This is a genomic window from Bacteroides caecimuris (genome assembly GCF_001688725.2).
GTDB lineage: Bacteria > Bacteroidota > Bacteroidia > Bacteroidales > Bacteroidaceae > Bacteroides > Bacteroides caecimuris.
This window is the reverse complement of record NZ_CP015401.2, coordinates 2024738-2051102: the sequence shown is the minus strand read 5'-3', so window position 1 is coordinate 2051102 and position 26365 is coordinate 2024738. Positions and strand designations below refer to the sequence as shown.

Annotated in this window: 26 protein-coding genes; 14 read left to right on the top strand and 12 right to left on the bottom strand. The window is 39.6% G+C overall.

The window, feature by feature from the left end:
* Window positions 1-77: 77 nt before the first annotated feature.
* From A4V03_RS08790 to A4V03_RS08750, 9 genes are all read right to left on the bottom strand, one after another.
* Window positions 78-962, bottom strand: coding sequence for a carbon-nitrogen hydrolase (locus A4V03_RS08790; RefSeq protein ID WP_065538603.1), 885 nt, complete (start codon window positions 960-962; stop codon window positions 78-80).
* A gap of 29 nt (window positions 963-991) precedes the next feature.
* Window positions 992-2107 (bottom strand): agmatine deiminase family protein, encoded by a 1116-nt coding sequence (locus A4V03_RS08785; RefSeq protein ID WP_065538602.1) that lies wholly within the window; start codon window positions 2105-2107, stop codon window positions 992-994.
* Between the two features lie 89 nt (window positions 2108-2196).
* On the bottom strand, window positions 2197-2739 hold the full coding sequence (locus tag A4V03_RS08780; protein WP_065538601.1) for a ferredoxin domain-containing protein: 543 nt from the start codon (window positions 2737-2739) through the stop codon (window positions 2197-2199).
* Window positions 2740-2905: 166 nt separating this feature from the next.
* The gene (locus tag A4V03_RS08775; protein WP_065538600.1) at window positions 2906-3268 is read right to left on the bottom strand and encodes a hypothetical protein; all 363 of its coding nucleotides are present in this window, start codon (window positions 3266-3268) and stop codon (window positions 2906-2908) included.
* Between the two features lie 41 nt (window positions 3269-3309).
* Window positions 3310-4416, bottom strand: coding sequence for a TFIIB-type zinc ribbon-containing protein (locus A4V03_RS08770; RefSeq protein WP_065538599.1), 1107 nt, complete (start codon window positions 4414-4416; stop codon window positions 3310-3312).
* Window positions 4413-5531 (bottom strand): SPFH domain-containing protein, encoded by a 1119-nt coding sequence (locus A4V03_RS08765; protein WP_065538598.1) that lies wholly within the window; start codon window positions 5529-5531, stop codon window positions 4413-4415. Before A4V03_RS08765 ends, A4V03_RS08770 begins: the two co-directional genes overlap by 4 nt.
* A gap of 3 nt (window positions 5532-5534) precedes the next feature.
* Window positions 5535-6023: a hypothetical protein gene (locus A4V03_RS08760; protein WP_065538597.1), complete on the bottom strand. Its 489-nt coding sequence runs from the start codon at window positions 6021-6023 to the stop codon at window positions 5535-5537.
* Window positions 6024-6398: 375 nt separating this feature from the next.
* Window positions 6399-6773: a hypothetical protein gene (locus tag A4V03_RS08755; protein WP_065538596.1), complete on the bottom strand. Its 375-nt coding sequence runs from the start codon at window positions 6771-6773 to the stop codon at window positions 6399-6401.
* Window positions 6774-6797: 24 nt separating this feature from the next.
* Entirely contained in the window at window positions 6798-7709 is a 912-nt protein-coding gene (locus A4V03_RS08750) for a helix-turn-helix transcriptional regulator (protein WP_065538595.1), read from the bottom strand.
* A 165-nt stretch (window positions 7710-7874) separates the two neighbouring features.
* Between A4V03_RS08750 and A4V03_RS08745 the strand changes: the two genes are divergently transcribed.
* The 4 genes from A4V03_RS08745 (at window position 7875) to A4V03_RS08730 (ending at window position 11544) form a co-directional block, all read left to right on the top strand.
* Window positions 7875-8495 carry an ABC transporter ATP-binding protein gene (locus A4V03_RS08745; protein ID WP_065538594.1) on the top strand — a complete coding sequence of 207 codons (621 nt, stop codon included), beginning with the start codon at window positions 7875-7877 and terminating at the stop codon, window positions 8493-8495.
* Window positions 8496-8528: 33 nt separating this feature from the next.
* On the top strand, window positions 8529-9323 hold the full coding sequence (locus A4V03_RS08740) for an ABC transporter permease (protein ID WP_065538593.1): 795 nt from the start codon (window positions 8529-8531) through the stop codon (window positions 9321-9323).
* Window positions 9320-9601, top strand: a complete 282-nt coding sequence (locus A4V03_RS08735; RefSeq protein WP_065538592.1) for a hypothetical protein — start codon at window positions 9320-9322, stop codon at window positions 9599-9601. The genes A4V03_RS08740 and A4V03_RS08735 overlap by 4 nt, the downstream gene beginning before the upstream one ends.
* Before the next feature lie 287 nt (window positions 9602-9888).
* On the top strand, window positions 9889-11544 hold the full coding sequence (locus A4V03_RS08730; RefSeq protein WP_065538227.1) for an IS1182 family transposase: 1656 nt from the start codon (window positions 9889-9891) through the stop codon (window positions 11542-11544).
* Window positions 11545-11798: 254 nt separating this feature from the next.
* Here A4V03_RS08730 and A4V03_RS08725 read toward each other — a convergent pair whose 3' ends face one another.
* On the bottom strand, window positions 11799-12212 hold the full coding sequence (locus tag A4V03_RS08725) for a DUF4891 domain-containing protein (protein WP_065538591.1): 414 nt from the start codon (window positions 12210-12212) through the stop codon (window positions 11799-11801).
* Between the two features lie 108 nt (window positions 12213-12320).
* Here A4V03_RS08725 and A4V03_RS08720 point away from each other — a divergent pair, with 108 nt between their 5' ends.
* Together A4V03_RS08720 and A4V03_RS08715 are read left to right on the top strand one after the other, a co-directional pair.
* A complete protein-coding gene (locus A4V03_RS08720) occupies window positions 12321-13415 on the top strand; it encodes a Nif3-like dinuclear metal center hexameric protein (protein WP_065538590.1) in 1095 nt (364 codons plus the stop codon).
* Window positions 13416-13420: 5 nt separating this feature from the next.
* On the top strand, window positions 13421-14251 hold the full coding sequence (locus A4V03_RS08715; protein ID WP_065538589.1) for a zinc ribbon domain-containing protein: 831 nt from the start codon (window positions 13421-13423) through the stop codon (window positions 14249-14251).
* A 184-nt stretch (window positions 14252-14435) separates the two neighbouring features.
* On the opposite strand, the gene A4V03_RS08710 is transcribed toward A4V03_RS08715, so the two are convergent.
* The gene (locus A4V03_RS08710) at window positions 14436-14885 is read right to left on the bottom strand and encodes a type I restriction enzyme HsdR N-terminal domain-containing protein (protein ID WP_065538588.1); all 450 of its coding nucleotides are present in this window, start codon (window positions 14883-14885) and stop codon (window positions 14436-14438) included.
* 63 nt (window positions 14886-14948) lie between these two features.
* On the opposite strand from A4V03_RS08710, the gene A4V03_RS08705 reads away from it, so the two are divergent.
* The 5 genes from A4V03_RS08705 (at window position 14949) to A4V03_RS08685 (ending at window position 20212) form a co-directional block, all read left to right on the top strand.
* Window positions 14949-15725 (top strand): AMP nucleosidase, encoded by a 777-nt coding sequence (locus A4V03_RS08705; protein ID WP_065538587.1) that lies wholly within the window; start codon window positions 14949-14951, stop codon window positions 15723-15725.
* A gap of 24 nt (window positions 15726-15749) precedes the next feature.
* Window positions 15750-16769: a DNA polymerase III subunit delta gene (gene holA, locus A4V03_RS08700; protein WP_065538586.1), complete on the top strand. Its 1020-nt coding sequence runs from the start codon at window positions 15750-15752 to the stop codon at window positions 16767-16769.
* A 1220-nt stretch (window positions 16770-17989) separates the two neighbouring features.
* A complete protein-coding gene (locus A4V03_RS08695; RefSeq protein ID WP_065538585.1) occupies window positions 17990-18460 on the top strand; it encodes a helix-turn-helix domain-containing protein in 471 nt (156 codons plus the stop codon).
* A 76-nt stretch (window positions 18461-18536) separates the two neighbouring features.
* Window positions 18537-19313 carry a dihydroorotate dehydrogenase electron transfer subunit gene (locus A4V03_RS08690; protein WP_004312917.1) on the top strand — a complete coding sequence of 259 codons (777 nt, stop codon included), beginning with the start codon at window positions 18537-18539 and terminating at the stop codon, window positions 19311-19313.
* Window positions 19301-20212: a dihydroorotate dehydrogenase gene (locus tag A4V03_RS08685; protein ID WP_065538584.1), complete on the top strand. Its 912-nt coding sequence runs from the start codon at window positions 19301-19303 to the stop codon at window positions 20210-20212. The genes A4V03_RS08690 and A4V03_RS08685 overlap by 13 nt, the downstream gene beginning before the upstream one ends.
* A gap of 216 nt (window positions 20213-20428) precedes the next feature.
* Here the strand turns inward: A4V03_RS08685 and trmD are convergent, their stop codons facing one another.
* Window positions 20429-21106 carry a tRNA (guanosine(37)-N1)-methyltransferase TrmD gene (gene trmD / locus A4V03_RS08680; protein WP_004312919.1) on the bottom strand — a complete coding sequence of 226 codons (678 nt, stop codon included), beginning with the start codon at window positions 21104-21106 and terminating at the stop codon, window positions 20429-20431.
* Window positions 21107-21181: 75 nt separating this feature from the next.
* Here trmD and ligA point away from each other — a divergent pair, with 75 nt between their 5' ends.
* The 3 genes from ligA (at window position 21182) to A4V03_RS08665 (ending at window position 25960) form a co-directional block, all read left to right on the top strand.
* On the top strand, window positions 21182-23182 hold the full coding sequence (gene ligA, locus A4V03_RS08675; RefSeq protein WP_065538583.1) for an NAD-dependent DNA ligase LigA: 2001 nt from the start codon (window positions 21182-21184) through the stop codon (window positions 23180-23182).
* A 59-nt stretch (window positions 23183-23241) separates the two neighbouring features.
* A complete protein-coding gene (dapA, locus tag A4V03_RS08670) occupies window positions 23242-24135 on the top strand; it encodes a 4-hydroxy-tetrahydrodipicolinate synthase (RefSeq protein ID WP_065538582.1) in 894 nt (297 codons plus the stop codon).
* A gap of 169 nt (window positions 24136-24304) precedes the next feature.
* Window positions 24305-25960, top strand: a complete 1656-nt coding sequence (locus tag A4V03_RS08665) for an IS1182 family transposase (RefSeq protein ID WP_065538581.1) — start codon at window positions 24305-24307, stop codon at window positions 25958-25960.
* Window positions 25961-26365: the final 405 nt, after the last annotated feature.

Here is a 26365-nt window from a genome sequence, read left to right as displayed (position 1 = left end):
TGGGGGTTGTGATATTTATAAATTTCCTCTCTTATGTCTTGGGAGTAAACTTTATTGGGGAACTTCTGCATTGAACTTTAGTCGAGGAAGCGTTTGGTAAGTCCTTCGTATTCGTCAATCCGGCGATCGCGGAGGAAGGGCCACCAACGGCGGACGTTTTCTGAGCGTTCCATATCTATTTCTACTACCATGTTTTCCGGATGATTGTTTCCGGCTTGTGCCAGAAATTCTCCTTGCGGTCCTGCAACGAAACTGTTTCCCCAAAATAGAATGCCGTTTGTCTGTCCAGAAGGATCGGGCTCGTGTCCTACACGGTTGACAGAGATAACAGGAAGACCATTGGCAACGGCATGGGCACGCTGCGAAATAATCCAAGCGTTGAGTTGGCGGGCTTTTTCGTCGTCCGTGTCACTGCTTTCCCAGCCGATGGCGGTAGGATAAATTAAAAGTTCCGCACCTTTCAGTGCCATCAGGCGGGCAGCTTCCGGGTACCATTGATCCCAGCATACCAATACGCCCAACTTTCCTAATGAGGTTTGAATGGGTTCAAAACCGATGTCTCCGGGAGTGAAGTAGAATTTCTCGTAGTAAGCCGGGTCATCGGGAATATGCATTTTCCGGTACTTTCCCGCAATGCTTCCATCACGGTCGAAAACAACGGCAGTGTTATGATAAAGTCCCGGTGCACGTTTCTCAAAAAGAGAGGTCACAAGAACTACTTTATTGGCTGCCGCCAGTTCTGAATAGAATCCGGTGGAAGGGCCGGGGATGGGTTCGGCCAAATCAAACAGGTTGGTGTTTTCTGTTTGGCAGAAATAAAGTGAGTTGTGTAACTCTTGAAGCACAATCAGTTGCGCACCGTGAGCAGCGCAAGCCTCGATACTCTTTGCGAGGTTCATCAGGTTGACCCGAATATCTGCGGTATTGGATTGTTGGATGATTCCGACTTTTATCTTTTTCATAATGAATAGTTACTTGGTTGATTCATTTGTTATTTTATAACTTCTAATGGGTATTGCATGGTGACACAATGCAGGGAACCGTGTTGCTTAATCAGGGCACGACAGTCTATTCCGATTACTTGATGGTCTGGAAATGCTTGTTGTAACACTTCACTTGCTTTCTGGTCATTCACCGGCTGATGGTATGTCGGGTATAGAATAACTTCGTTCATAATCAAGAAGTTCGCGTAAGTTGCGGGCAGGCGTTCGCCGTCTTCTTCTATCTTGTCTGCCATCGGTAAGGCTAACAGGCGATAGGGTTCTCCTGCTAGGGTGCGGAATGTCTTCAGTTGTTCCTCCATTGCGAGCAATGCTTCGTAGTGTTCGTCTTCTTTGTCATCGCATTTCACGTAAGCAATGGTGTCAGTAGAACAGAAACGTGCCAAAGTGTCGATGTGGCTGTCAGTGTCATCGCCGGCAAGATAGCCGTGGTCTAACCAAAGAACCTTTTGCAGATGGAAGGTGGATTTCAGGTATTCTTCTATCTCTGCTTGGTTCAGCTTTCCGTTCCGTTGGGGAGAAAGCAGACACTCGGAGGTAGTGAGCAATGTGCCCATTCCGTCGCTTTCGATAGAACCTCCTTCGAGAACGAAGTCGAGGCGGTCGATATACTGGCCTCTCAAAGCCCCGGCTTCTACCGCTTGTTTGGTGATTTGATTATCCAGTTCGGAAGCAAATTTCAGTCCCCAACCGTTAAATGTAAAGTCGAGCAGGGAAGGGGTGCCGGTGTCTATCATGGTGATGGCTCCGTGGTCGCGTGCCCATGTATCATTGGTGGCACATTCCAGAAAGCGGACGTTGTTCATGTTGACGGTAGCGGCTATCTGTTTTTTCACTTCTTCCGGTTCGGGGGTGACAATCAATAGCAACTCTCGTTTCGCTATTTCCCTGGCTATGTTTATAAAACACTCTTGCACTTCTGCCAGCATGTATGCCCAGTCTGTACCGGCGTGTGGCCATGTCAACTGTATACCACTCTGCATATGCCATTCGGCGGGCAGATGAGGTGCTCTCATTTCTACCTGCACGGTCATATTTTTGCCGAAATTCAACTGCAAATCTTTTTCCGAGCCGCTTGGGCTGGGAAGTCCAACCATGATTCCCATTAAGACTATTATCTATTTAGTTATTTATAAAATCAGTTTATTGTCTGCGTCAGTCATTAGTGTGCCTGTTGCGCAATCATTACGTATTATTATGAATTTGTTTCTTGCTTTGGCTTCCGGTCAAAGAACGGATTCTTGGAGGATGCGCTTACCGGAATTGCCATTACCGTCTTACAGTCTTTCAGCCAGTTCAGGCGTTGTGCTGCCAGTCCGGCGGAGAACATCACACGTGTATCTACACGCAAATCGGCTGCCGTAGCACAGGCGGAGCCTATGGCGATGCCTACATCTATGCTGTTCAATGCGCAAGGAACTCCTTCGGTACGTCCGGCGCAGGTGGCGAAGCCGCAATGACCGCAGTTCAAGCCTTGTGCCTGCTCGCACGTTCCTATTAATATAACACATTCGGCATTTAAAATGTTGTCAGCATCACGAAGGAAAAATTTCATTCCGTGTTCTTCTACCATAGCTATCATAGTGTCCGATAGTTGTTTAATCTCTTCATCCGTGATTAGTGCCACTTCAATAATATCGATTCCTTTTCCTTTGGGAGCAGTACGCGCAGCCGTCATCATTTGGCGGGCTACTTGTAGTACATGCTCGTGACGGGCATCTCTTTCGTTCAGTATCATAACTTTTCTTGAATTAATTAGTGAGGCAAAGATAAATGAAAATTGGTAAACCTGAACTAAATGGCGAGAGAAATAGGAGTTATGTTCTATTAATAGATTTTCTCTCATCCATTATGACAGTGTTTCTTCATCATTTTCGTTGAATTTAGTTTTTCCATTGTCAGAATTAGATATTAGTGTATTGTGATATGAGTTCATCTAATATCCTTTTTTTCTTATCATTGGATAGCTCATCCAAACAAGATATAATACTACTTTTAGCTTCAATAAGATCTCTGTCTTCTAAAAGTTTTAAAAATAATTCTTTATCTATCTCAACAGGCTGATATAGATATAGTTTTGTACTTGGCATATCAATAAGATCTATTGATTTTGAAAGAACTTTTATTGATACTGAATCAATAATCTTTTCTATCATCTCATGCTGTTCAAGTGATTCCAAATCACTGTTACTTACAATCTTTAAACTTCTATTTGTATTGCTTTCTGTGTTTTCAATACGCAGAATAAAATTTGTAGAATCTTTCATTTTGTTAGAATTTATACCATTTATACTTATTAATTCATCATTTAGTGTTTTTTTCTTAAATGTTTTACCAATTTATTTAATAATGAACGAATGAATTTGTTGATGAACTTTGCATTTTTCAATTTCTCTGCAACAGGAGGGCTTAAGTAATAATACGTTTTAATGAACCATCTCCCTAAATAAGTTTTTTTCAGAGTGTTGTCTCTAAACTGACGAAGAATTATTACCTCTGGTGCTTCATAGGAACCATAAACAGCGGTTGCAATGTAACAACCTTCGTTTTTAGGAGGTGGATTATTTACTCGTCTTCTTGGAGTATTTGATTTAGGTGGTAATTGGTTTAAATTAAGATTATCAGAACTAATCTCTTGTGTCAAATACTTATCAGGTAATCCCCGTTTAATCTTTTCTAAAATATCTTTCCAATATTCCAATCCTTCATCTGAAAGATACATATTATAAATCTTGTATCTTTCATTTAACGCCAATCCACATGCAATCCATCCTTTGGCTATTTCTACCGTTATTTCTGCAAATTCTTCGTTTTTCTCTATTTCTTCATCAGGAACGGTGAAACGTAAGGTTGGTATCTGAGTCATATTTTCATATGTAGACATCAAAATAAAATCCTCTTTTAACATTCGTTCTGCAGCGGTTGATGGATATAACTTTCTATAAGATTCGTATAAGTCCTTTTGTATTTGTAAATCCTGTAATAATTCGTTATACGTATTTTGAAGATAAAATGGACATATTGATAGAAGAGCTATATATACTCTATTTCTTATTTCTGATGAGGTTGTGAGTTCTAAAGCCTTATTACCGGCTGCAACCATTTGATGACAATTATAACCAGGCATACATCCTATACCCGACATTTTTAATTCCCAAGCCTCTGCATTTTGAGAGTCTATTTCCAATACTTTATTGGCATAGTCATACGCTTCTTGTCCATTGCCCATCTCTGTAGCTGCGAACCCTATAGATAAATATTTCTCTATATCCCCAGACCTATCAATCTTAATTTTGTTGATAGCTTCTTGAATCTGTACTTTTGATCCACAGTAAGAGCAGAAACCACTTTCTCTACTGTTATCTAATTGAATTGATGCACCACAATTGGGACATTTTATATCTACTAAACTCATAATATATTATTTTTATTATTGTGGAATGGGGGAGGACAATTCTTTGTATCAGTATCAACAAACTCTTGGAATGTACTAAGTGGTTGCCAATCTGGCATTCCCCTTTTCCATGCTAACAACTTAAGTACATAGGAGTCCTTAGTCAATGCATTACGAATTTCTTGTTCTGTATATGGTCCTTCTTGCTTTCCATTTACAACAAGATAATAGGATATGGCGGACGGAATTGGTGGAGGAGTAATTTCGCTGTTTGACAGTAATTGTTCACTTATATGTTTTCCTATATTCAAAGAGGTACCAAGCCCTAAACCGGCATTTATAAATGCTGCCCCAGTTCCACTCTCATTTTCGGCAACTTTATCCATTACATCAAAAGAACGTTCCAATGAATAATTTTCTTTACCTGTAATCTTTAATCTTGCAGAAAGATTTTTGGCTTTTTTTATTTCAGCTAAACTTACATCGTTTTCTGGAATATTGATTGAAATAATATTGAATAATATGATTTCAACTCCATAGTCTGCGAAATAAGGTTTAAGTTCATTTTCGCAATAAGTGGAAATTTCTTGTAAATGTGTTAAGATTTCTAGAACCGGAATTTTGTCGGAGATAATTTTTTTAGCAATAATATCTGTTAGTTTCATTAATAACAATCCTCTGAAATAAGATTGCAACTGTTGTTCATCAAAATGAGGCATATTACCAACAAAACTAGACAAAAACAGCTCTGCATTACTGATACAAAAGCCATATTGTCCGTAGGCTCTTACGGGAACAATGATTTCATATTTGGGATCTTCAAGTTGAATCGGTGTTTCAGTGCCCCATTTCAAACTAAGACGTTGTAGTGTGTTAACAAACCAAACATCTGCTTGAAAAGGAGAATCATTGCCAAATGGGATATTAATTATCTTGTTTAGTAAAGGAATATTCTTGGTTTTCAATGTATATGTACCGTCAGTGAATTTATCACAAACTTTGCCTCCTTTTACAAAGAAAGCAATTTGTCCAGGATAGACTACTAATTGTGTTCCCCAACGTAAATCGCATGAAGGAAATTTGTGCACTATTACCCCTTCTTGTTGTTCGTATTTAACAATGTCAATTATAGCCATTTCTTAATCTTTCAAGTTAGCAAATGGACGTTTCCCTTCGTGTTCTTCTTTGAATTCCTGAATCATTTGTTTTTCCACTTCCCTTGGTTCTTCCTCGGACAGTGTTTTCCAACAAACAATTAAGGAATAAGCATCTGCTAATTGCCAAATATAGCGTCCTCCTTTGTGTCCAATAGGTTTTCCCTGACCAAATTTGATATATTGTTCAATACGAGATTTTAATGTTGCACGATTATTTTCTCCTCCTGCTTTTCCAATATACAGGATGGAAGAATTATCTACCCATTTCTTCTCTAATTCCGCAATCGCAATATTAGGGTCTTTTTGCTTAAAGAAACCTCCAGTCCCTTTCGGCACAAAATGAGGCTTTTCCATGTTATCTCTCAGTACAATGTAAACTCCTTTTTGAGAAGGAATCAAGGTACTGTCTTTTATCAATTCTTGAAAAGTAATGAAACCACTGAAACCTTTGGCGCGTAATTCGTTTTGCATAAATATTATGATTTAAAAAGTTGGTTATAAGACTCCACCATTATAACCGAATTATAAAAAAGAAAGTGTGGAGTCGTCTGCTTATCTATCGGGAGGCTCTGGTAAACCTAAGGAACAAATAAACAATACCCCACACTTGTATAGATATGCACATGACAGCACATAATGGAATACAAGTGACGAGTGTTATTGTTATCCCTGTTCCTTTTGAAATTTACCAGATTTCCCGAATAAGGATAAAAGCAAAACACTTTCATCTATTAATTATATGTAAAGTTGCACAACTACTTGTGACAACGTTGCAAATATAGACAATCTTTTGCAATATAACACTTCAAGGGCATTGTTTTTTGTTTTTAGCGTATAAATTATTCGCTAATAATCAATCTCATTTTCTATCAGTTCATCATCGCATTCATCTATTTGTGTATCGAAAACTTCCGATGGAAAAGTCATCTCATCTTCCGGATCGGCAAGAAAATCATCCAAACGTTCGTTGAAATTATCTTCCGGGTAATAAGTGTTGGAGCCATTTTCCTTCTTTTCTGTTTTCAGAAGAAGTTCGTCTTCGTTGCTCGGTGAAGAAGAGGTGTATGAACAATTGTCGGAATCAGGATGAATGGATGAAGCATTCCTGTCAAGACTTCTCATTAACTCTTTCTGTGCCAGCTGGTCTTGATAAACAAAATAGCTAAAGACAACAACAAGGGCCGAGATACCTACGGTTCTGAATATCTTTTTTATTTTCATATTTAGGAAATTGAAGTTCTATTTTTATGTATTCCTCTGCAATGCTTCCTCATATACTTTTCGGATACGTTCCCGAAGATGTAGCGGCTTGATTACCGTAAGCGAGCTACTACGTGCGAGTAATGCCATGACAAAATCATTGGTAATACGGAGGCGCAATGTAATCCGGAATTCTGTTTCGTTGTCTGCAATGATTTTCTGCGAATGGTGTAGAGGAACAGATTTTAAGAATCTGCCATCTAGTGCACTGTAACTCAATTCAATATCTTCTATGGGAATATCCGGCTGGTTCCAGATACCATAACTGTCCTTAAATAAGTCGTTTGCATCAATATCCATATCTCTCTTGAAGGTTTCTTCATAATAAATCCGGAGGTTACGGATACAGTCTACGTTGAATGTTTTCAGCATGTTATTATCGTAGGCGAGGAGATACCAGCGTTGCTGGTCTTCTTTCAGATAATGGGGAAGAACTTTCTTTTTGCGCATTCTGCCTTCTTCGCGTACATATATATAATCGAATGCTACCGGATGAGAGAATTTGATGGCCTTTATCAATGCCGGAAGGCATTCGGTGTCAGACGGACGGTGATGTTCGGCAAGGACATAAGTATGCAGATTGGATGTCTTATCCAAAGCATTCAGTAAATCGAAGTTCAGCAACAGGCGTTCGTATTGCTCGTTAATCAGACTGTCCTCTTCATTGATATAATAGCCGCTCCATTTTTTGTCAAAGCGGATGCAAATGCCGAACAAATCTTCTATATTTTTAAAATCACGTTGTATGGTCCGAATATCAACAGGCGTCGCGTCACGCTCTTCCATGCGAAGCCGCACATATTCCTCCAGCTCTTCACGCGGAACATAACGTTGCCTTTCTTTCAATTTGTTGATAATAACCAGCATTCGTTGTATGCCTTCCAATTTCTTTCCCATAGTCTGCTTTCTTTTGGATTTCTACCGGCAAAGATAATGAGCCATGACGACAAAACATGTCGTTCTGTCGAATTTATACAAAACCTCCCGCTTTTGTTTCCCATCAATATCCGAAAAATCTTGTTTTTTGTGTACTTTTGGCGAGAATTTCAAGAGAACAAATAAATGTTACATATCAATAACGCCTGCATAACCTTTGGGACAGAAGTGCTTTTCTCCGGTTTTAACCTGAAACTGGAACGGGGAGAAACAACCTGTATCGTAGGACAATCTGGTTGCGGAAAAACATCGTTGCTGAATGCAGTGATGGGATTCGTCCCATTGAAAGAAGGGACTATTCGAGTGGGGGAAATATTTCTTGATAGATCCACTATTGATAGTGTCCGGCGTCAGATTGCATGGATTCCGCAAGAGTTAGCGTTACCATTTGAATGGGTGAAAGAAATGGTCGCCCTGCCGTTCGAGTTGAAAGTGAACCGCTCGGTTCCTTTTTCGGAAGAAAGGCTTTTCGCTTGCTTTGACGAATTAGGATTGGATCACGAATTATATACAAAGAGAGTGAATGAAGTTTCGGGCGGACAACGGCAACGTATTATGCTTGCAGTGGCTGCGATGCTTGATAAACCTCTCATTATCATAGATGAACCGACTTCTGCCTTGGATTCCGGAACAACCGATAAAGTGCTTTCTTTTTTCCGGCGACAGGCGGAAAAAGGAGCGGCTGTACTTGCTGTGTCTCACGACAAGGACTTTGCATCGGGGTGTCATTATGTAATAGAACTATAATCCAAATCGAATAAAACAGTAAGAATATATACCGTGGGAACGATTGACATATCATATTATAACTTAGCCATAGGCTTGCTTCTGCTTGCCATTCCGTTCTTTTATTTATGGAAATTCAAGACAGGATTACTGAAACCTGCCGTGATCGGTACAATACGGATGATTATCCAACTGTTCTTCATCGGCATGTACTTGAAATATCTTTTTTTATGGAATAATCCCTGGATTAATTTCCTTTGGGTGATTATTATGATATTCGTAGCCGGACAAACCGCATTGGTACGTACCCAGTTGAAACGCAGTATTTTGCTGATTCCGGTTTCAGTTGGGTTTCTGTGCAGTGTCGTGTTGGTAGGGTTGTATTTCATAGGTATCGTTCTTCAATTGGATAATATTTTCAGTGCTCAATACTTTATTCCGATATTCGGTATTTTGATGGGGAATATGCTTTCGAGCAATGTTATCGCCTTGAATACTTATTATAGCGGATTGAAACGTGAACAACAATTATATAGATATTTATTGGGCAACGGGGCTACCAGACAGGAAGCGCAGGCTCCGTTTATCCGGCAGGCGATTATTAAATCATTCAGCCCGTTGATTGCGAATATTGCGGTAATGGGATTGGTAGCTTTCCCGGGGACAATGATTGGACAGATTCTAGGCGGAAGTACTCCGAACGTTGCCATTAAATATCAGATGATGATAATGGTAATCACATTCGCTGCATCTATGCTGTCGTTGATGATAACCATTTCATTGGCTTCGCGAAAGTCATTTGATGCATATGGGAAGCTTCTGGAAGTATCGAAAGAAACTAAGAAATGACAATAACCGACCATATATTTCAGAAAGTCGCCGAAATATCCATACCGCATTTCTTTGTTACAGTGGAATTTGCAGCAATGGGTAGTGGGATGCCCCAAGGTATTGAAACCTTTTTGCAGGAAAAGCATAAGGCAATTCTTCGAGGTGCGAACGGTCGTAAATTCATCTACCGGGAAGGAGAGTGGCGATTGATTTTTACTTTTTTCCCTACGGATAGAGTAGTTGATGAACGTTATGCCCTTAAGAATAAAACCTCTCTCTATATGTATAAGAAATAAAACTTGCTGTCATCTGTCACATTTTGGTGCTTAAAGGGCTGATTAGCGCGAGGTTAGAGTGTGACAGCACGGTGTGACGGTAGTGTGATGGCAAATGTTGCTGTCACAAGAAGCAAGTTCCAAGTTGTTTCCTTTATTTAACGTAAGTTCGATATAATTTTGTCCGCATGGTTGAAGGTGTGTCAAAATGCGCACCTTCTTTTTTTATGCACAAAGCCCCTACTTTCACAAGCTGGGGCTTTGTTATTACCTAAAGAATTTGTATCTTTAAGCATACAATTTATACTATGACAAAGATACATTTTCGTCCTTACAATCCCAACCAAACAGTTCTTTTTCCTCAAAGAATTGACGAGGATATTGCAGAGAATGATCCGGTGCGCATGGTTAACGCTCTGGTTGATAGCCTGAATCTTGAAAGTTTCAGGAAGTTGTATAAGGAATGCGGCCGCAGCCCTTACCATCCCAGGATGATGCTCAAGGTCATTCTATATGCCTATATGAACAACGTCTATTCCTGCCGGAAAATTGAAAAGCTCCTTCACCGTGACATCCATTATATCTGGCTTGCCGGATATGAGAAACCGGATTTCATTACCATCAACCGTTTCCGCAACCGGGTGAAGAAGGAAATCAACGAAGTATTTACCCAAACCGTACTCCTTCTCTCTTCCAAAGGCTTCATCAGCCTGAATGTGGAATATATTGACGGGACCAAGATTGAGTCCAAAGCCAACAAGTATACTTTCGTCTGGCGAAAAACGGTTGAGCGGAACCGTGAACGCCTGATGAAGAAGATACATGTCCTGTTGGAACAGACAGACGATGTCATCGCCCAGGAGAACTCATCGGAAAGCAATGAGGAAATAGAATTCACTCCGGCCATGCTGACTGAAATGGCGGGAGAATTGCGTCAAGCCCTTGAACAGGTTCCTGAACCCTCCACGAAAGAGGAAAAGACTGCGTTGAAAAAGAAACGCAAACAGCTGAAGGAACTGGAGGAGCACAGGGACACGCTGCAGGAATACGACAACCATCTGGACACGCTGCAGGACAGGAACTCCTATTCCAAAACGGACAAGGACGCTACTTTCATGAGAATGAAGGAGGATGCCATGCGTAACGGCCAGACAAAGCCCGGTTACAACCTCCAGATCGGCACCGAGAACCAGTTCATTACCGATTTTGCACTCTTCCCGAACCCTACGGATACACTGACCATGATACCTTTCCTGCAATCCTTCTCAGGCAGATATGACAGGTTGGCCCATACGGTGGTGGCCGATTCCGGCTACGGTTCTGAGGAGAATTACCGCTTCATGTCAGAAAACGGTATGGAAGCCTACGTCAAGTACAACTACTTCCACATGGAACAGCGGTCGAGGTTCAAACCGGACCCGTTCAAGGCGGAAAACTTCTACTACAATGAAGAACATGACTTTTGCATTTGCCCCATGGGACAGAAGATGCAAAGAATAGGGACCGGACATGTGAAAACCGCATCCGGATATGTCAGCGAGAATGCCAGATACAGAGCCGTCAGATGTGAAGGCTGTCCGCTAAGATGCCGATGTTTTAAAGCAAAAGGAAACAGGACGATAGAACTGAATCACAGGCTCAGAAAATACAGGCAGAAAGCTAAAGAGTTGCTATGTTCCAAGGAAGGACTGAAACACAGAGGACAGAGATGCATAGAACCGGAAGCCGTGTTCGGACAAATGAAAAACAATATGAATTACAAACGTTTCCGCCATTTTGGAAAGGATAAGGTCTTCATGGACTTTGCCTTCTTTGCCGTTGCCTTCAATATAAAAAAGATGTGTGCAAAAATGGCTAAAGAAGGTATGGATTGGCTGATTAGACGGTTTTATGAGTTTACAGTAGCTATATTTAGATGTTGCGAACACATAAATCAAAGAAATCCTCAAAATATCGCAGCTTAAAGAAAATGAACCGAGTTGTATAGTAATGAATAAAAAAGAAGGTGTATCGTGCATTACGACACACCTCCATCGGAATAGTATAAGCTTATATAGAACTGACGTTATTTAAAATTTTAGTTTCAAGCAATGGAAACTAAAGTTTCAACGGTATGAAACTAATGTTTCACGCAGATGGAACTACAGTTTCAAAGCATGAAACATTTAGTTTCATTCCTTGAAACAAATAGTTCTCCTATATGAAACAAATCAGCTCCTTATTTCCCTTTGAGTTTTTCATATAAGCAACGAAGTTGAACAAACTGTTCTCCCGGTTGCACATATCCGTTTTTAAACATTTTTTCTGAGACTTGAAATTTAGAGAGATGGTGGCGTATATACTTCTCTGCGTCTGGTGATTGCTTTTTGACGAAAGCTTTTAAGGCAACCTTTCCGTTTTCATAAATGAAAACTTTAGCTTTAATTGTACGGAAACCCCATTCTTTGCAGTGTTTTGTCTCTGCCTTATCTATCCAGAAGATAGCGGTAGCTTTTACTGTATCTGCAATACATTCTTCTGTATCACCATTACTCATATCTTTGGTAACAGACTTTTCAGAGTTCCCATTTGGCTTCAATTGACAGGAAACAGTCAAAATAACTAATAGAAAATAGGATAGAATTGTTTTCATCGTATTCAATTATTATAGTATATGCAACAAAATTACTAAAAAAAGCGGGGCAATGAGCAGTTGTTCCCTTTTATTTTCTTATCTTTGCAACCAAATTTTCTACCAATAATGAAAATTAAGGAAATAGTAAGCGCCCTTGAACGATTCGCGCCTCTGCCATTGCAAGACGGATTTGATAATGCCGGCCTGCAAATCGGATTGACAGAAGCGGAAGCAACAGGGGCTTTGTTGTGTCTTGACGTTACTGAAGCAGTGCTGGATGAAGCAATCGCGTTGGGTTACAATCTCATTATATCTCATCATCCGCTAATTTTTAAAGGATATAAATCCATTACAGGCAAGGATTATGTGGAACGCTGTATATTGAAAGCAATAAAGAATGATATTGTAATCTATTCAGCGCATACTAATCTGGATAATGCACAAGGTGGAGTCAATTATAAAATAGCCGAAAAAATCGGATTGAAAAATTTGAAAGTGCTTGAGCCGAAAGAGAGCAACTTGGTTAAGTTGGTGACTTTTGTCCCTTACGCACAAGCTGATGTGGTACGCCAAGCATTGTTTGCCGCCGGATGCGGAAATATAGGCAACTATGATTCATGCAGTTACAATCTGAGAGGAGAGGGAACTTTCCGTGCAAAAGAGGGAACGCATCCTTTTTGTGGAACAATCGGAGAGCTGCACCACGAAGAGGAGGTGAGGATTGAAACGATTCTTCCTGCCTTTAAGAAGGCGGAAACCATCAAGGCATTATTGGCTGCTCATCCTTATGAGGAACCGGCATTCGACATTTATCCGTTATTGAACGACTGGTCGCAGGCGGGGTCGGGAATTGTCGGTGAATTGGATGAATCGGAAACAGAAATTGAATTTTTGAAGCGTATCAAGAAGACATTCGAAGTAGGGGGGCTGCGTCACAACAAGCTGATGGGAAGAGAGATACAGAAAGTAGCATTGTGTGGCGGTGCAGGTGCATTTTTGCTTCCACAGGCAATCCGGTCGGGAGCGGATGTTTTTATTACTGGCGAGATTAAATATCATGATTATTTCGGTCATGAAGAAGATATTCTGATGGCAGAGATAGGTCATTACGAAAGCGAACAATATACAAAAGAAATTTTTTATTCCATAATCCGGGATTTATTTCCTAATTTTGCACTCCAATTGAGTAAAATAAATACGAATCCCATAAAATATTTATAAGTAAAATGGCTAGAGAAGCAAAAAAAGATCCGAATGAGTTGACGGTAGAACAGAAACTGAAAACACTGTTCCAACTGCAAACAATGTTGTCTAAGATTGATGAAATCAAGACATTGAGAGGTGAACTTCCGTTGGAAGTGCAAGACCTTGAAGATGAAATTGCTGGTTTGAGTACCCGTATCGACAAGATCAAAGCTGAAGTGGATGAACTGAAATCTGCTATTGCCGGCAAGAGAGTAGAAATTGAAGCAGCAAGGGCTTCAGTAGAAAAATATAAGTCACAACAAGATAATGTTCGCAACAACCGTGAATATGACTTCTTGACGAAAGAAATTGAATTCCAAACATTGGAAATCGAACTTTGTGAAAAGAGAATCAAAGAATACTCTGCTGATAAAGAAGGAAAAGAAGCTGAAGTGACAAAGAACGATCAGATTCTTAACGAAAGAGTGAAAGATCTGGAGCAGAAAAAGAGTGAACTGGATGAAATTATCTCTGAAACCAAACAGGAAGAAGAGAAATTGAGAGACAAAGCTAAAGACTTGGAAACTAAGATTGAACCACGTCTGTTGCAGTCTTTCAAACGTATCCGTAAGAACTCTCGTAACGGATTGGGCATTGTGTATGTGCAACGTGACGCATGTGGTGGTTGCTTTAATAAGATTCCGCCCCAGAGACAGCTGGATATCCGTTCTCGTAAGAAAGTAATCGTTTGCGAATATTGCGGACGTATTATGATTGACCCGGAATTAGCTGGTGTACAAATCGAACACAAGGTGGAAGAAGCTCCGGCAGCTACTACTAAAAGAGCTATTAGAAGAAAAACTGCCGAATAAGAAAAGTAGTTAAGTAAACAGTCAAGTAGTAGTAAAGTTACTATTTGGAGATATAAAGTAAGCCCTGCAGCAATGCAGGGCTTTTTGGTATTAGTAAGTGCCTATTGTACGGGTAGTTGGGATAGTGATACTATTTTATTCTTGTCGGTATGGCTGTTTTTGAGGATGAATACAACGGATTATTTTATAAAGAATGGTAATCAGGAATATCCTGTAGGAACGTATAACTCTGATGTTCATAATCCATACGGCAGCAATAATGTTGCATTCCGTTGCTGACAATCAGGTAATCTACTTTCAGTACCATATTATATCGGGTGATCTGATCGAAAACAGCTTGCGTTATTTCAATGTGTGGTGCTTTATATTCTACAATCATCCGGGCTGATAAATCCCTCCGGTAAAGTACTGTATCGCATCGTTTGGTAGTACCGTTCAACTTCACCATTACTTCATTGGCAAGAAGGGTAGTCGGATATCCTTTGTGTGCAATAAGAAAGTGAACAAAGTGTTGCCGTACCCATTCTTCAGGGGTAAGGGCGACATATCGTTTACGAATAACGTCGAAAATTACATTTTTTCCGTTTCGTACATTTATTTTAGTGTCGAATGCTGGTAGGTTTAACGATAACATTTATTATTTTTGTAAGTTAAATAATGGCTCCCATTATTGGGAGCACAAATTTAATAGATAATTATGAAAACAAAAGAAGAAATCGTAGCTAATTGGCTGCCGCGTTACACAAAACGTAACCTGGAGGATTTTGGAGAGTATATTCTGTTGACTAACTTCAACAAGTACGTCGAGATTTTCGCAAATCAGTTTAATGTTCCTATTTTAGGAAGGGACGCAAATATGATTTCTGCTTCTGCCGAAGGTATCACAATGATTAACTTCGGTATGGGAAGTCCCAACGCTGCTATTATCATGGACTTGCTGGGTGCTATCCGCCCCAAAGCATGTTTATTCCTTGGAAAATGTGGTGGTATCGACAAGAAAAACCAGCTTGGTGACTTGATTCTTCCTATTGCGGCTATCCGTGGGGAGGGAACTTCCAATGATTATTTTCCTCCCGAAGTTCCTGCGTTGCCCGCATTTATGTTGCAGCGTGCCGTTTCTTCATCCATTCGTGACAAAGGCCGCGACTATTGGACCGGTACTGTATATACCACTAACCGTCGTATTTGGGAACATGATGATGCGTTCAAAGAATATCTGACAAAGACACGGGCTATGGCAGTCGATATGGAAACTGCAACTCTGTTTAGTTGTGGCTTTGCCAATCATATTCCTACCGGTGCATTATTATTGGTATCCGATCAGCCAATGACTCCCGATGGAGTGAAAACGGATAAAAGCGATAATCTGGTTACCAAGAATTACGTAGAAGAGCATGTTGAAATTGGCATTGCTTCTCTGCGTATGATTATTGATGAAAAGAAAACTGTTAAACACTTGAAATTCGACTGGTAATCCGGTCTTTCTGAAAAAATATATATGGCAAAACAAGAATTGACCTGTGATGACATCCTCAAAGAATTGAGAGCAAAGCAGTATCGCCCTATCTATTACTTGATGGGAGAAGAGTCGTATTATATCGACTTGATTGCAGATTACATAACGGATAATGTGTTGAGTGAAACGGAAAAAGAATTCAACCTGACTGTTGTGTATGGTGCTGACGTGGATGTAGCAACGATTATAAATGCCGCAAAGCGTTATCCCATGATGTCAGAACATCAAGTAGTAGTAGTTAAGGAAGCGCAGGCCGTGCGCAATATGGAGGAGTTGTCATATTATCTTCAAAAGCCTTTGCTTTCTACTATCTTAGTGGTATGCCATAAGCATGGAACTTTAGATCGTAGAAAGAAGTTGGCTGCCGAGGTGGAAAAAACAGGTGTATTGTTTGAGTCTAAAAAAATCAAAGATGCGCAACTTCCTGGTTTTATTGCTTCATATATGAAACGAAAAGGAGTTGATATGGAGCCGAAGGCAACTTCTATGCTTGCTGATTTTGTAGGCTCGGATTTAAGTCGTTTGACTGGAGAACTTGAAAAGTTGATTATCACTTTGCCTGCCGGACAGAAGCGTGTTACTCCTGAACAGATAGAAAAGAATATCGGCATAAGCAAAGACTATAATAACTTTGAATTGCGCAGTGCTTTAGTGGAAAAGGATATATTGAAAGCGAACAAAATAATAAAATATTTTGAAGAAAATCCGAAAACTAATCCGATCCAAATGACGTTGTCTCTATTATTTAGCTTTTACTCCAACTTGATGTTGGCTTATTATGCACCGGATAAATCAGAGCAGGGAATTGCAAACATGCTAGGATTAAGAACTCCGTGGCAGGCTCGGGATTATATGGCGGCAATGCGAAAATATAGTGGAGTAAAGACGATGCAAATTGTTGGAGAAATACGATATGCTGATGCAAAATCTAAAGGAGTCCAAAACAGTTCTATGACAGATGGGGATATTCTTCGCGAGCTGGTGTTTAAAATTTTGCATTAAGTCGAATTAAGAATTACATATATCATCAGACATATACTTTTACCATAGATAGAAATGGGGAGTATATGTCTTTTTTATATTCCCGAAATTATACTTATCACAAAAAGCCCCTCACTATTTTCTGTGACTATTTTTCTATTTTTACAAATAAATTTAGTTATTTCATCGTTTTATAGAGTTGCTGTTTGGGGTTAATCGCACAAATTGTTTTTTTAATTTTATATTGCCCTATCTTCAGAAAATACATTTTCATTAAATCTAAAGCTTGAATTTCTTAACGAGAAAAGTTTACTGATCCTTGAGTTTTATCAAAAAAGCGTTTAAGATTTTGATGCTACTATTTTATAGTGAGAATGGAGATTTTCTCTTTTTCTAAAGTTGCCCATTAATGTCATTTTGATAGTTCAGACTATATTGGATTGTTACAGCATGATTTTTTTCTAGTTTAATAGAAATATAGATTCACTTTATTGGACTCAATTTATTGTATATCATTTATTTATGCGAAAAATAAGCCTTCTAGAATCGAAAAAAAATAAATATCTGGAGATTCGTACAGAAATATCGCAAGGATTTGCTTTTTAGAGAAAATTGTAAAGGATGATTAGATAAAAATAGTAATATACATTGGTAAAGTATGGATTGATTCCTTCCTTTTATTGCTTTTGCAACTATCGATATTTACTTTTGTATATTTGATGTGTTACCGATGTATAAAGTATTAATGTGAATATAATACACATGTGGAAAATAATAGATATTCACAATGATATATTTATGTAATTACAATACTAATATTACATATACAAATGTAGTTGTATGACTATTAATAAATAATATTTTCCCGTTTATTTGATTGAAAAACAGTATGGTATACATTATCTTATCAATTTATACTATAAAAGCCTCGCCTATGTAGCGTATATATTTGTGAATAACCGTATCTTTGTTTATAGCCAACTTTATTATATGTCTATAAATCTGTAATTTATGTACAATTGTTTAATTAAAGATATATGTCTGTATTTACTGTTTTTATTTGAGTTACAAACGTGATATTCGAATTGTATAACATTGTATACTTTTGTGATATCGGTATTTTTATATTTGTGATTTGCTTTTGTGAATTTAAATATTTACCTTTGTATTATCAATGATGTAATACGTATTTTTGTGAATCAGGTGCATAATACATACAATTGTACTAAAAAGAAGGTAGTATGGAAATAAAAGACAGAATCAGAATAATAATGGAGAGAGAAAAAGTTCCTCCTAGAGTTTTTGCTGAAACAATCGGAGTACAACAATCTACTCTCTCTCATATTTTAAATGATCGGAATAAACCCAGTTTAGAAGTTGTAATGAAGCTCCATCAAAAGTATGACTATGTAAATCTTGAATGGTTGCTTTATGGAAAGGGTGAAATGATGGCATCTCAAGAAGAGACATCTTTTTCTTCTTCTAATAGCGATTATCTGCCTTCTTTATTCGACGAGAATCTCATAAATTCGTCCAAAGAGCCGGCTATTTCAGAAAATCGCAAGGAAATGCCATTAAGAAACGCGGAAAATGCCCCTAAAGAGATTGTAAAACAAGAGATTAGGTATATAGAAAAGCCTGCTAGGAAAATCACGGAAATAAGAATATTTTTTGATGATAATACCTATGAGACGTTTAGACCTGAAAAATAAAGAGTAAAATCGGTGGTTTGAGCAATTTCCTGTATCTTTGCACCCGGAATACGAATTTATACTTTTATATCCATACATGAAGAAATTTATTTTAGATCTGACAGTGACCGAGAATATCAGATTGAATGCAAACTATGTATTGCTAAAATTGACGTCTCAGTCATTACTGCCCGAAATGTTACCTGGGCAGTTTGCAGAAATCCGAGTGGACGGTTCGCCTACTACATTCTTGCGTCGTCCTATTTCTATTAATTTTGTAGATAAACAGCGAAATGAGGTTTGGTTTCTGATCCAGCTGGTTGGTGATGGAACAAGACGTCTGGCAGAGGCTAATTCCGGTGATACAATTAATGTGGTGCTTCCGCTGGGAAATGCATACACAATGCCGCAAGAGGCTTCTGATAAGCTTTTATTAGTTGGTGGAGGTGTCGGAACAGCTCCCATGTTGTATTTAGGTGAACAATTGGCTAAAAAAGGCCACAAACCTACGTTCTTGTTAGGTGCCCGTAGCGACAAAGATTTGTTGCAACTGGAAGAGTTTGCCAAATATGGAGAGGTGTATACTACTACGGAAGATGGTAGCCATGGCGAAAAAGGATACGTAACTCAACATTCTATATTAAATAAGGTACGATTTGAGCAGATTTACACTTGTGGTCCTAAACCAATGATGGTGGCTGTGGCAAAATATGCCAAAAGTAATCAGATAGAATGTGAAGTTTCTTTGGAAAATACAATGGCTTGTGGTATCGGAGCATGCTTGTGCTGTGTGGAAAATACGACAGAAGGTCACTTGTGTGTATGTAAAGAAGGTCCTGTTTTTAATATAAATAAACTACTATGGCAGATTTGAGTGTAAACATTGGTGAATTACAAATGAAGAATCCGGTAATGACGGCATCCGGTACATTTGGATATGGTGAAGAGTTCTCTGATTTCATTGATATAACGCGAATAGGTGGTATTATTGTAAAAGGAACGACTCTTCACAAACGTGAAGGGAATCCTTATCCGCGTATGGCAGAGACTCCTTCTGGGATGTTAAACGCTGTAGGACTGCAAAATAAGGGTGTTCACTACTTTGTAGAGCATATATATCCCCGTATAAAAGACATTCAAACGAATATGATTGTAAACGTTTCGGGGTCTGCTATCGAGGATTATGTGAAAACGGCTGAAATCATTAATGAACTTGACAAAATTCCTGCTATAGAACTAAACATCTCTTGCCCCAATGTGAAGCAAGGAGGTATGGCTTTTGGTGTGTCAGCAAAAGGGGCATCAGAAGTAGTGAAAGCAGTGCGTTCTGCTTACAAAAAGACACTTATCGTAAAACTCTCCCCAAACGTTACGGATATCACCGAAATAGCTCGTGCAGCAGAAGAAAGTGGTGCAGATAGCGTGTCATTAATCAATACATTGCTGGGTATGGCGATTGATGCGGAACGTAAACGCCCTATTTTATCAACGATAACAGGAGGAATGTCGGGAGCGGCCGTAAAACCTATCGCATTGCGTATGGTGTGGCAAGTTGCTAAGGCGGTAAATATTCCTGTCATTGGTTTAGGGGGTATTATGGACTGGAGAGATGCTGTCGAATTCATGCTTGCAGGTGCGACGGCTATCCAGATTGGTACGGCAAATTTCATAGATCCTGCTGTCACTATTAAAGTGGAGGATGGTATAAATAATTACTTGGAAAGACATGGATGTAAGTCTGTAAAGGAAATTATTGGTGCGCTTGAGGTGTAATTGAAAACATACAATAACCATTCGCGCTAAGTCTGCGAGAAAAATGCTATTTGTCTTTTGGGTAAAGGAAGAATAAGCAGGCTGGAAATAGCGGATGAAAAATAAGTCAGTGTTTAACGATTAGCTATCAGCAAGATTTTTATAAACTGAAGGTAAAATAAAAACGACGGTGAGGATTTACATATTCTTCACCGTCGTTTTTATTTACACTTTATTTTATTCTCCCAATAAGTCGGGACGAAGTTTTCTGGTACGTTCCAGGGATTGTTGCAGTTCCCATTCTTTGATTTTTGCTTCATGGCCGGATAGGAGAATATCGGGAACTTTCCATCCTTTATAATCCGCAGGTCGTGTATATACAGGTGCTGCCAGCAAATTATCCTGGAAAGAATCGGAAAGTGCGGACTGTTCATCAGAAATGACTCCGGGGATGATACGTACGATGGCGTCCGCCATCACCGCTGCTGCCAATTCTCCTCCCGTTAATACGTAATCTCCAATGCTGATTTCTTTAGTAATCAGGTGTTCGCGGATGCGATAATCGATACCTTTGAAATGCCCGCAAAGAATAATGAGATTCTGTGCCAACGAGAGGCTGTTGGCCATCGGCTGGTTGAACTGTTCTCCGTCGGGGGTCGTGAAAATAACTTCATCGTAGTCGCGTTCTGCTTTCAGAGCATTGATGCAACGCTCAATGGGTTCTATTTTCATAACCATTCCGGCAAACCCTCCAAAGGGATAATCATCGACACGGCGATATTTATCTTCGGTATAATCACGCAGATTGTGAATATGTATTTCTGCAAGTCCTTTGTCTTGAGCTCGTTTCATGATAGAACAATTGAAGAAACCTTCAATCATTTCGGGTAAAACTGTTATAATATCAATACGCATAATCTTTTAATTTTTCGCAAAAGTACAAATATTCAAAGATAAACATGTATTTTTGCCTTAAACAATCGAAGAAATATGGATATAAAGGAAAAAATAGAGGAATTGCGTGCCGAACTTCACCGGCATAATTATAATTATTATGTGTTGAATGCTCCTGAAATCTCGGATAAAGAGTTTGACGACAAGATGCGTGAACTTCAGGATTTGGAACAGGCACATCCGGAATATAAAGATGAAAATTCGCCTACGATGCGTGTAGGTAGCGATTTAAACAAGAATTTCACGCAAGTGGCTCATAAATATCCTATGTTGTCACTGGCAAATACATATTCGGAAGCGGAAGTGACGGACTTCTACGATCGTGTCCGGAAGGCATTGAATGAGGATTTCGAGATTTGTTGTGAAATGAAATATGACGGTACTTCTATTTCGCTGACTTATGAAAATGGGAAGTTAGTTCGTGCCGTCACCCGTGGTGATGGAGAAAAGGGGGATGATGTGACGGATAATGTGAAAACGATCCGTTCTATTCCGCTTGTATTGCATGGTGATAATTATCCTGCCTCTTTTGAGATACGTGGAGAAATTCTTATGCCATGGGAAGTGTTTGAAGAACTGAATCGAGAGAAGGAAGCGCGTGAAGAGCCACTTTTTGCCAATCCGAGAAATGCGGCTTCCGGCACATTGAAGTTGCAGAATTCTTCTATTGTGGCTTCCCGCAAACTGGATGCTTATTTGTATTATTTGCTGGGTGATAACCTGCCTTGTGACGGGCATTATGAAAATCTTCAGGAAGCGGCAAAATGGGGCTTTAAAATCTCCGATTTGACACGTAAGTGCCAAACATTAGAGGAGGTTTTTGAATTTATCAATTATTGGGATGTAGAGCGTAAAAATCTGCCGGTTGCCACAGATGGGATTGTTTTAAAGGTGAACAGTTTGAGGCAACAGAAGAATTTGGGCTTTACGGCTAAATCTCCTCGATGGGCTATTGCTTATAAATTCCAGGCAGAACGTGCGTTGACCCGTTTGAATAAGGTGACTTATCAGGTGGGAAGGACCGGAGCTGTCACACCGGTAGCCAATCTGGATTCTGTGCAACTTTCAGGAACGGTTGTAAAACGTGCGTCCTTGCATAATGCGGATATTATTGAGGGGCTTGATTTACACATTGGAGACATGGTTTATGTGGAAAAAGGCGGTGAAATTATTCCTAAGATTACAGGAGTAGATAAAGATGCGCGTAGTTTTATGCTTGGTGAGAAGGTTCGGTTCATCGTTAATTGTCCCGAATGTGGCAGTAAATTAGTCAGATATGAAGGAGAAGCTGCTCATTATTGTCCGAATGAAACAGCTTGTCCTCCTCAAATCAAAGGCAAAATAGAGCATTTTATTAGTCGAAAGGCTATGAATATTGATGGATTAGGGCCGGAAACGGTGGATATGTTCTATCGTTTGGGATTAATTGAAAATACGGCCGACTTGTATAAACTTACAGCTGGTGATATCAAAGGTTTGGATCGTATGGGTGAAAAATCGGCAGAGAATATCGTAAGGGGAATTGCGCAAAGTAAAACAGTTCCTTTCGAGCGTGTAATCTTTGCTTTAGGAATCCGCTTTGTTGGCGAGACTGTGGCCAAAAAGATAGCGAAGTCATTTGAGAATATCGATGATTTACAGCAGGCAGATCTTGAAAGATTGGTAAGTATCGATGAAATCGGAGAGAAAATTGCTCAAAGTATACTTGCTTATTTTGCTAACGAATCTAATCGTGAGTTGGTTAACAGGCTAAAGGAAGCTGGTCTACAACTTTATCGAACAGAGGAAGATTTGAGTGGATACACTGATAAGTTGGCAGGACAGTCAATTGTTATTAGCGGTGTGTTTATCCATCACTCACGTGACGAATATAAGGAACTTATCGAGAAAAACGGAGGGAAAAATGTTGGAAGCATTTCCGCAAAAACGAGTTTTATCCTGGCTGGAGATAATATGGGACCTGCAAAGCTCGAAAAAGCAAAAAAACTTGGAATAACCATATTAAGCGAAGACGAATTTCTGAAACTTATATCGTAAGATAAGAAAAATATTCGTACTTTTGCGGCTAAATAAATTAGAGATTATAATTAAAACTCATGATACAGACTAAATTGAAAGGAATGGGGGTAGCACTGATTACTCCTTTCAAAGAGGATGAGAGCGTTGACTATGACGCGTTGATGCGTATGGTGGACTATCTATTGCAGAATAATGCGGATTTCTTGTGTGTGCTGGGAACTACAGCTGAAACACCGACTCTGACCGAGGAAGAAAAGAAAACTATAAAAAAGATGGTAATTGACCGCGTTAACGGAAGAATTCCTATTCTGTTGGGTGTAGGTGGTAATAATACTCGTGCTATTGTAGAAACATTGAAAAACGATGATTTTACAGGGGTTGATGCTATACTGTCTGTGGTGCCATATTATAATAAACCTTCTCAAGAAGGTATTTATCAGCATTATAAAGCGATTGCGGAAGCTACGGAGCTCCCCATTGTATTGTATAATGTCCCAGGGCGTACGGGAGTAAATATGACTGCTGAAACTACGTTGCGGATTGCCCGTGATTTCAATAACGTAATTGCTATTAAAGAAGCATCCGGCAATATCACGCAAATGGATGATATTATTAAAAATAAACCGGAAAACTTTAATGTAATCTCTGGAGATGATGGCATTACCTTTCCTCTCATAACATTGGGAGCTGTTGGCGTGATTTCGGTAATTGGTAATGCTTTTCCTCGTGAATTTAGTCGCATGACACGTTTGGCGCTTCAAGGAGACTTTGCCAATGCATTGACTATTCACCATCGATTTACAGAATTATTTAACCTGTTATTTGTTGATGGAAATCCGGCAGGTGTAAAATCAATGTTAAATGCGATGGGAATGATTGAAAATAAACTTCGTTTGCCGCTGGTTCCTACTCGTATTACTACATTTGAGGCAATACGCAAGGTTCTGAATGAATTAAATATTAAATGCTGAAAAAAGATGGATTCTTGACTAGTTTATAATAAACATCGAAGTGTTTAAAATAAATGAAGGTGTGTCAAAATGCGCACCTTCTTTTTTTATGCACAAAGCCCCTACTTTCACAAGCTGGGGCTTTGTTATTACCTAAAGAATTTGTATCTTTAAGCATACAATTTATACTATGACAAAGATACATTTTCGTCCTTACAATCCCAACCAAACAGTTCTTTTTCCTCAAAGAATTGACGAGGATATTGCAGAGAATGATCCGGTGCGCATGGTTAACGCTCTGGTTGATAGCCTGAATCTTGAAAGTTTCAGGAAGTTGTATAAGGAATGCGGCCGCAGCCCTTACCATCCCAGGATGATGCTCAAGGTCATTCTATATGCCTATATGAACAACGTCTATTCCTGCCGGAAAATTGAGAAGCTCCTTCACCGTGACATCCATTATATCTGGCTTGCCGGATATGAGAAACCGGATTTCATTACCATCAACCGTTTCCGCAACCGGGTGAAGAAGGAAATCAACGAAGTATTTACCCAAACCGTACTCCTTCTCTCTTCCAAAGGCTTCATCAGCCTGAATGTGGAATATATTGACGGGACCAAGATTGAGTCCAAAGCCAACAAGTATACTTTCGTCTGGCGAAAAACGGTTGAGCGGAACCGTGAACGTCTGATGAAGAAGATACATGTCCTGTTGGAACAGACAGACGATGTCATCGCCCAGGAGAACTCATCGGAAAGCAATGAGGAAATAGAATTCACTCCGGCCATGCTGACTGAAATGGCGGGAGAATTGCGTCAAGCCCTTGAACAGGTTCCTGAACCCTCCACGAAAGAGGAAAAGACTGCGTTGAAAAAGAAACGCAAACAGCTGAAGGAACTGGAGGAGCACAGGGACAAGCTGCAGGAATACGCCAACCATCTGGACACGCTGCAGGACAGGAACTCCTATTCCAAAACGGACAAGGACGCTACTTTCATGAGAATGAAGGAGGATGCCATGCGTAACGGCCAGACAAAGCCCGGTTACAACCTCCAGATCGGCACCGAGAACCAGTTCATTACCGATTTTGCACTCTTCCCGAACCCTACGGATACACTGACCATGATACCTTTCCTGCAATCCTTCTCAGGCAGATATGACAGGTTGGCCCATACGGTGGTGGCCGATTCCGGCTACGGTTCTGAGGAGAATTACCGCTTCATGTCAGAAAACGGTATGGAAGCCTACGTCAAGTACAACTACTTCCACATGGAACAGCGGTCGAGGTTCAAACCGGACCCGTTCAAGGCGGAAAACTTCTACTACAATGAAGAACATGACTTTTGCATTTGCCCCATGGGACAGAAGATGCAAAGAATAGGGACCGGACATGTGAAAACCGCATCCGGATATGTCAGCGAGAATGCCAGATACAGAGCCGTCAGATGTGAAGGCTGTCCGCTAAGATGCCGATGTTTTAAAGCAAAAGGAAACAGGACGATAGAACTGAATCACAGGCTCAGAAAATACAGGCAGAAAGCTAAAGAGTTGCTATGTTCCAAGGAAGGACTGAAACACAGAGGACAAAGATGCATAGAACCGGAAGCCGTGTTCGGACAAATGAAAAACAATATGAATTACAAACGTTTCCGCCATTTTGGAAAGGATAAGGTCTTCATGGACTTTGCCTTCTTTGCCGTTGCCTTCAATATAAAAAAGATGTGTGCAAAAATGGCTAAAGAAGGTATGGATTGGCTGATTAGACGGTTTTATGAGTTTACAGTAGCTATATTTAGATGTTGCGAACACATAAATCAAAGAAATCCTCAAAATATCGCAGCTTAAAGAAAATGAACCGAGTTGTATAGTAATGAATAAAAAAGAAGGTGTATCGTGCATTACGACACACCTCCTTTGTCTTTTTCAAAAAGTTCCTGATAATTCCCGAAAACTATGCAGCCATTTATAGAATCAAGGCATCAAATTACTTGTTCAAAGTAATGAAACACTTTGTTCCAAGTAAGTAAACACCTTGTTTCAAGCCTATGAACACTTTGTTTCAAGTGCTTGAAACAAATGGGAATTACCGTCAACAGGAAGGAACAACTAAGTAATCACAGCAGACGGTGTGCAAGATACTTTTATCGGATCAGTCCGAAAACCCTGTGGGCATAATATTTTGAAAAAATTCCAATATTGCAATGTAAGAATACAGATTCTTTTAAGGCATTATTAAATTAAGTATGTCAG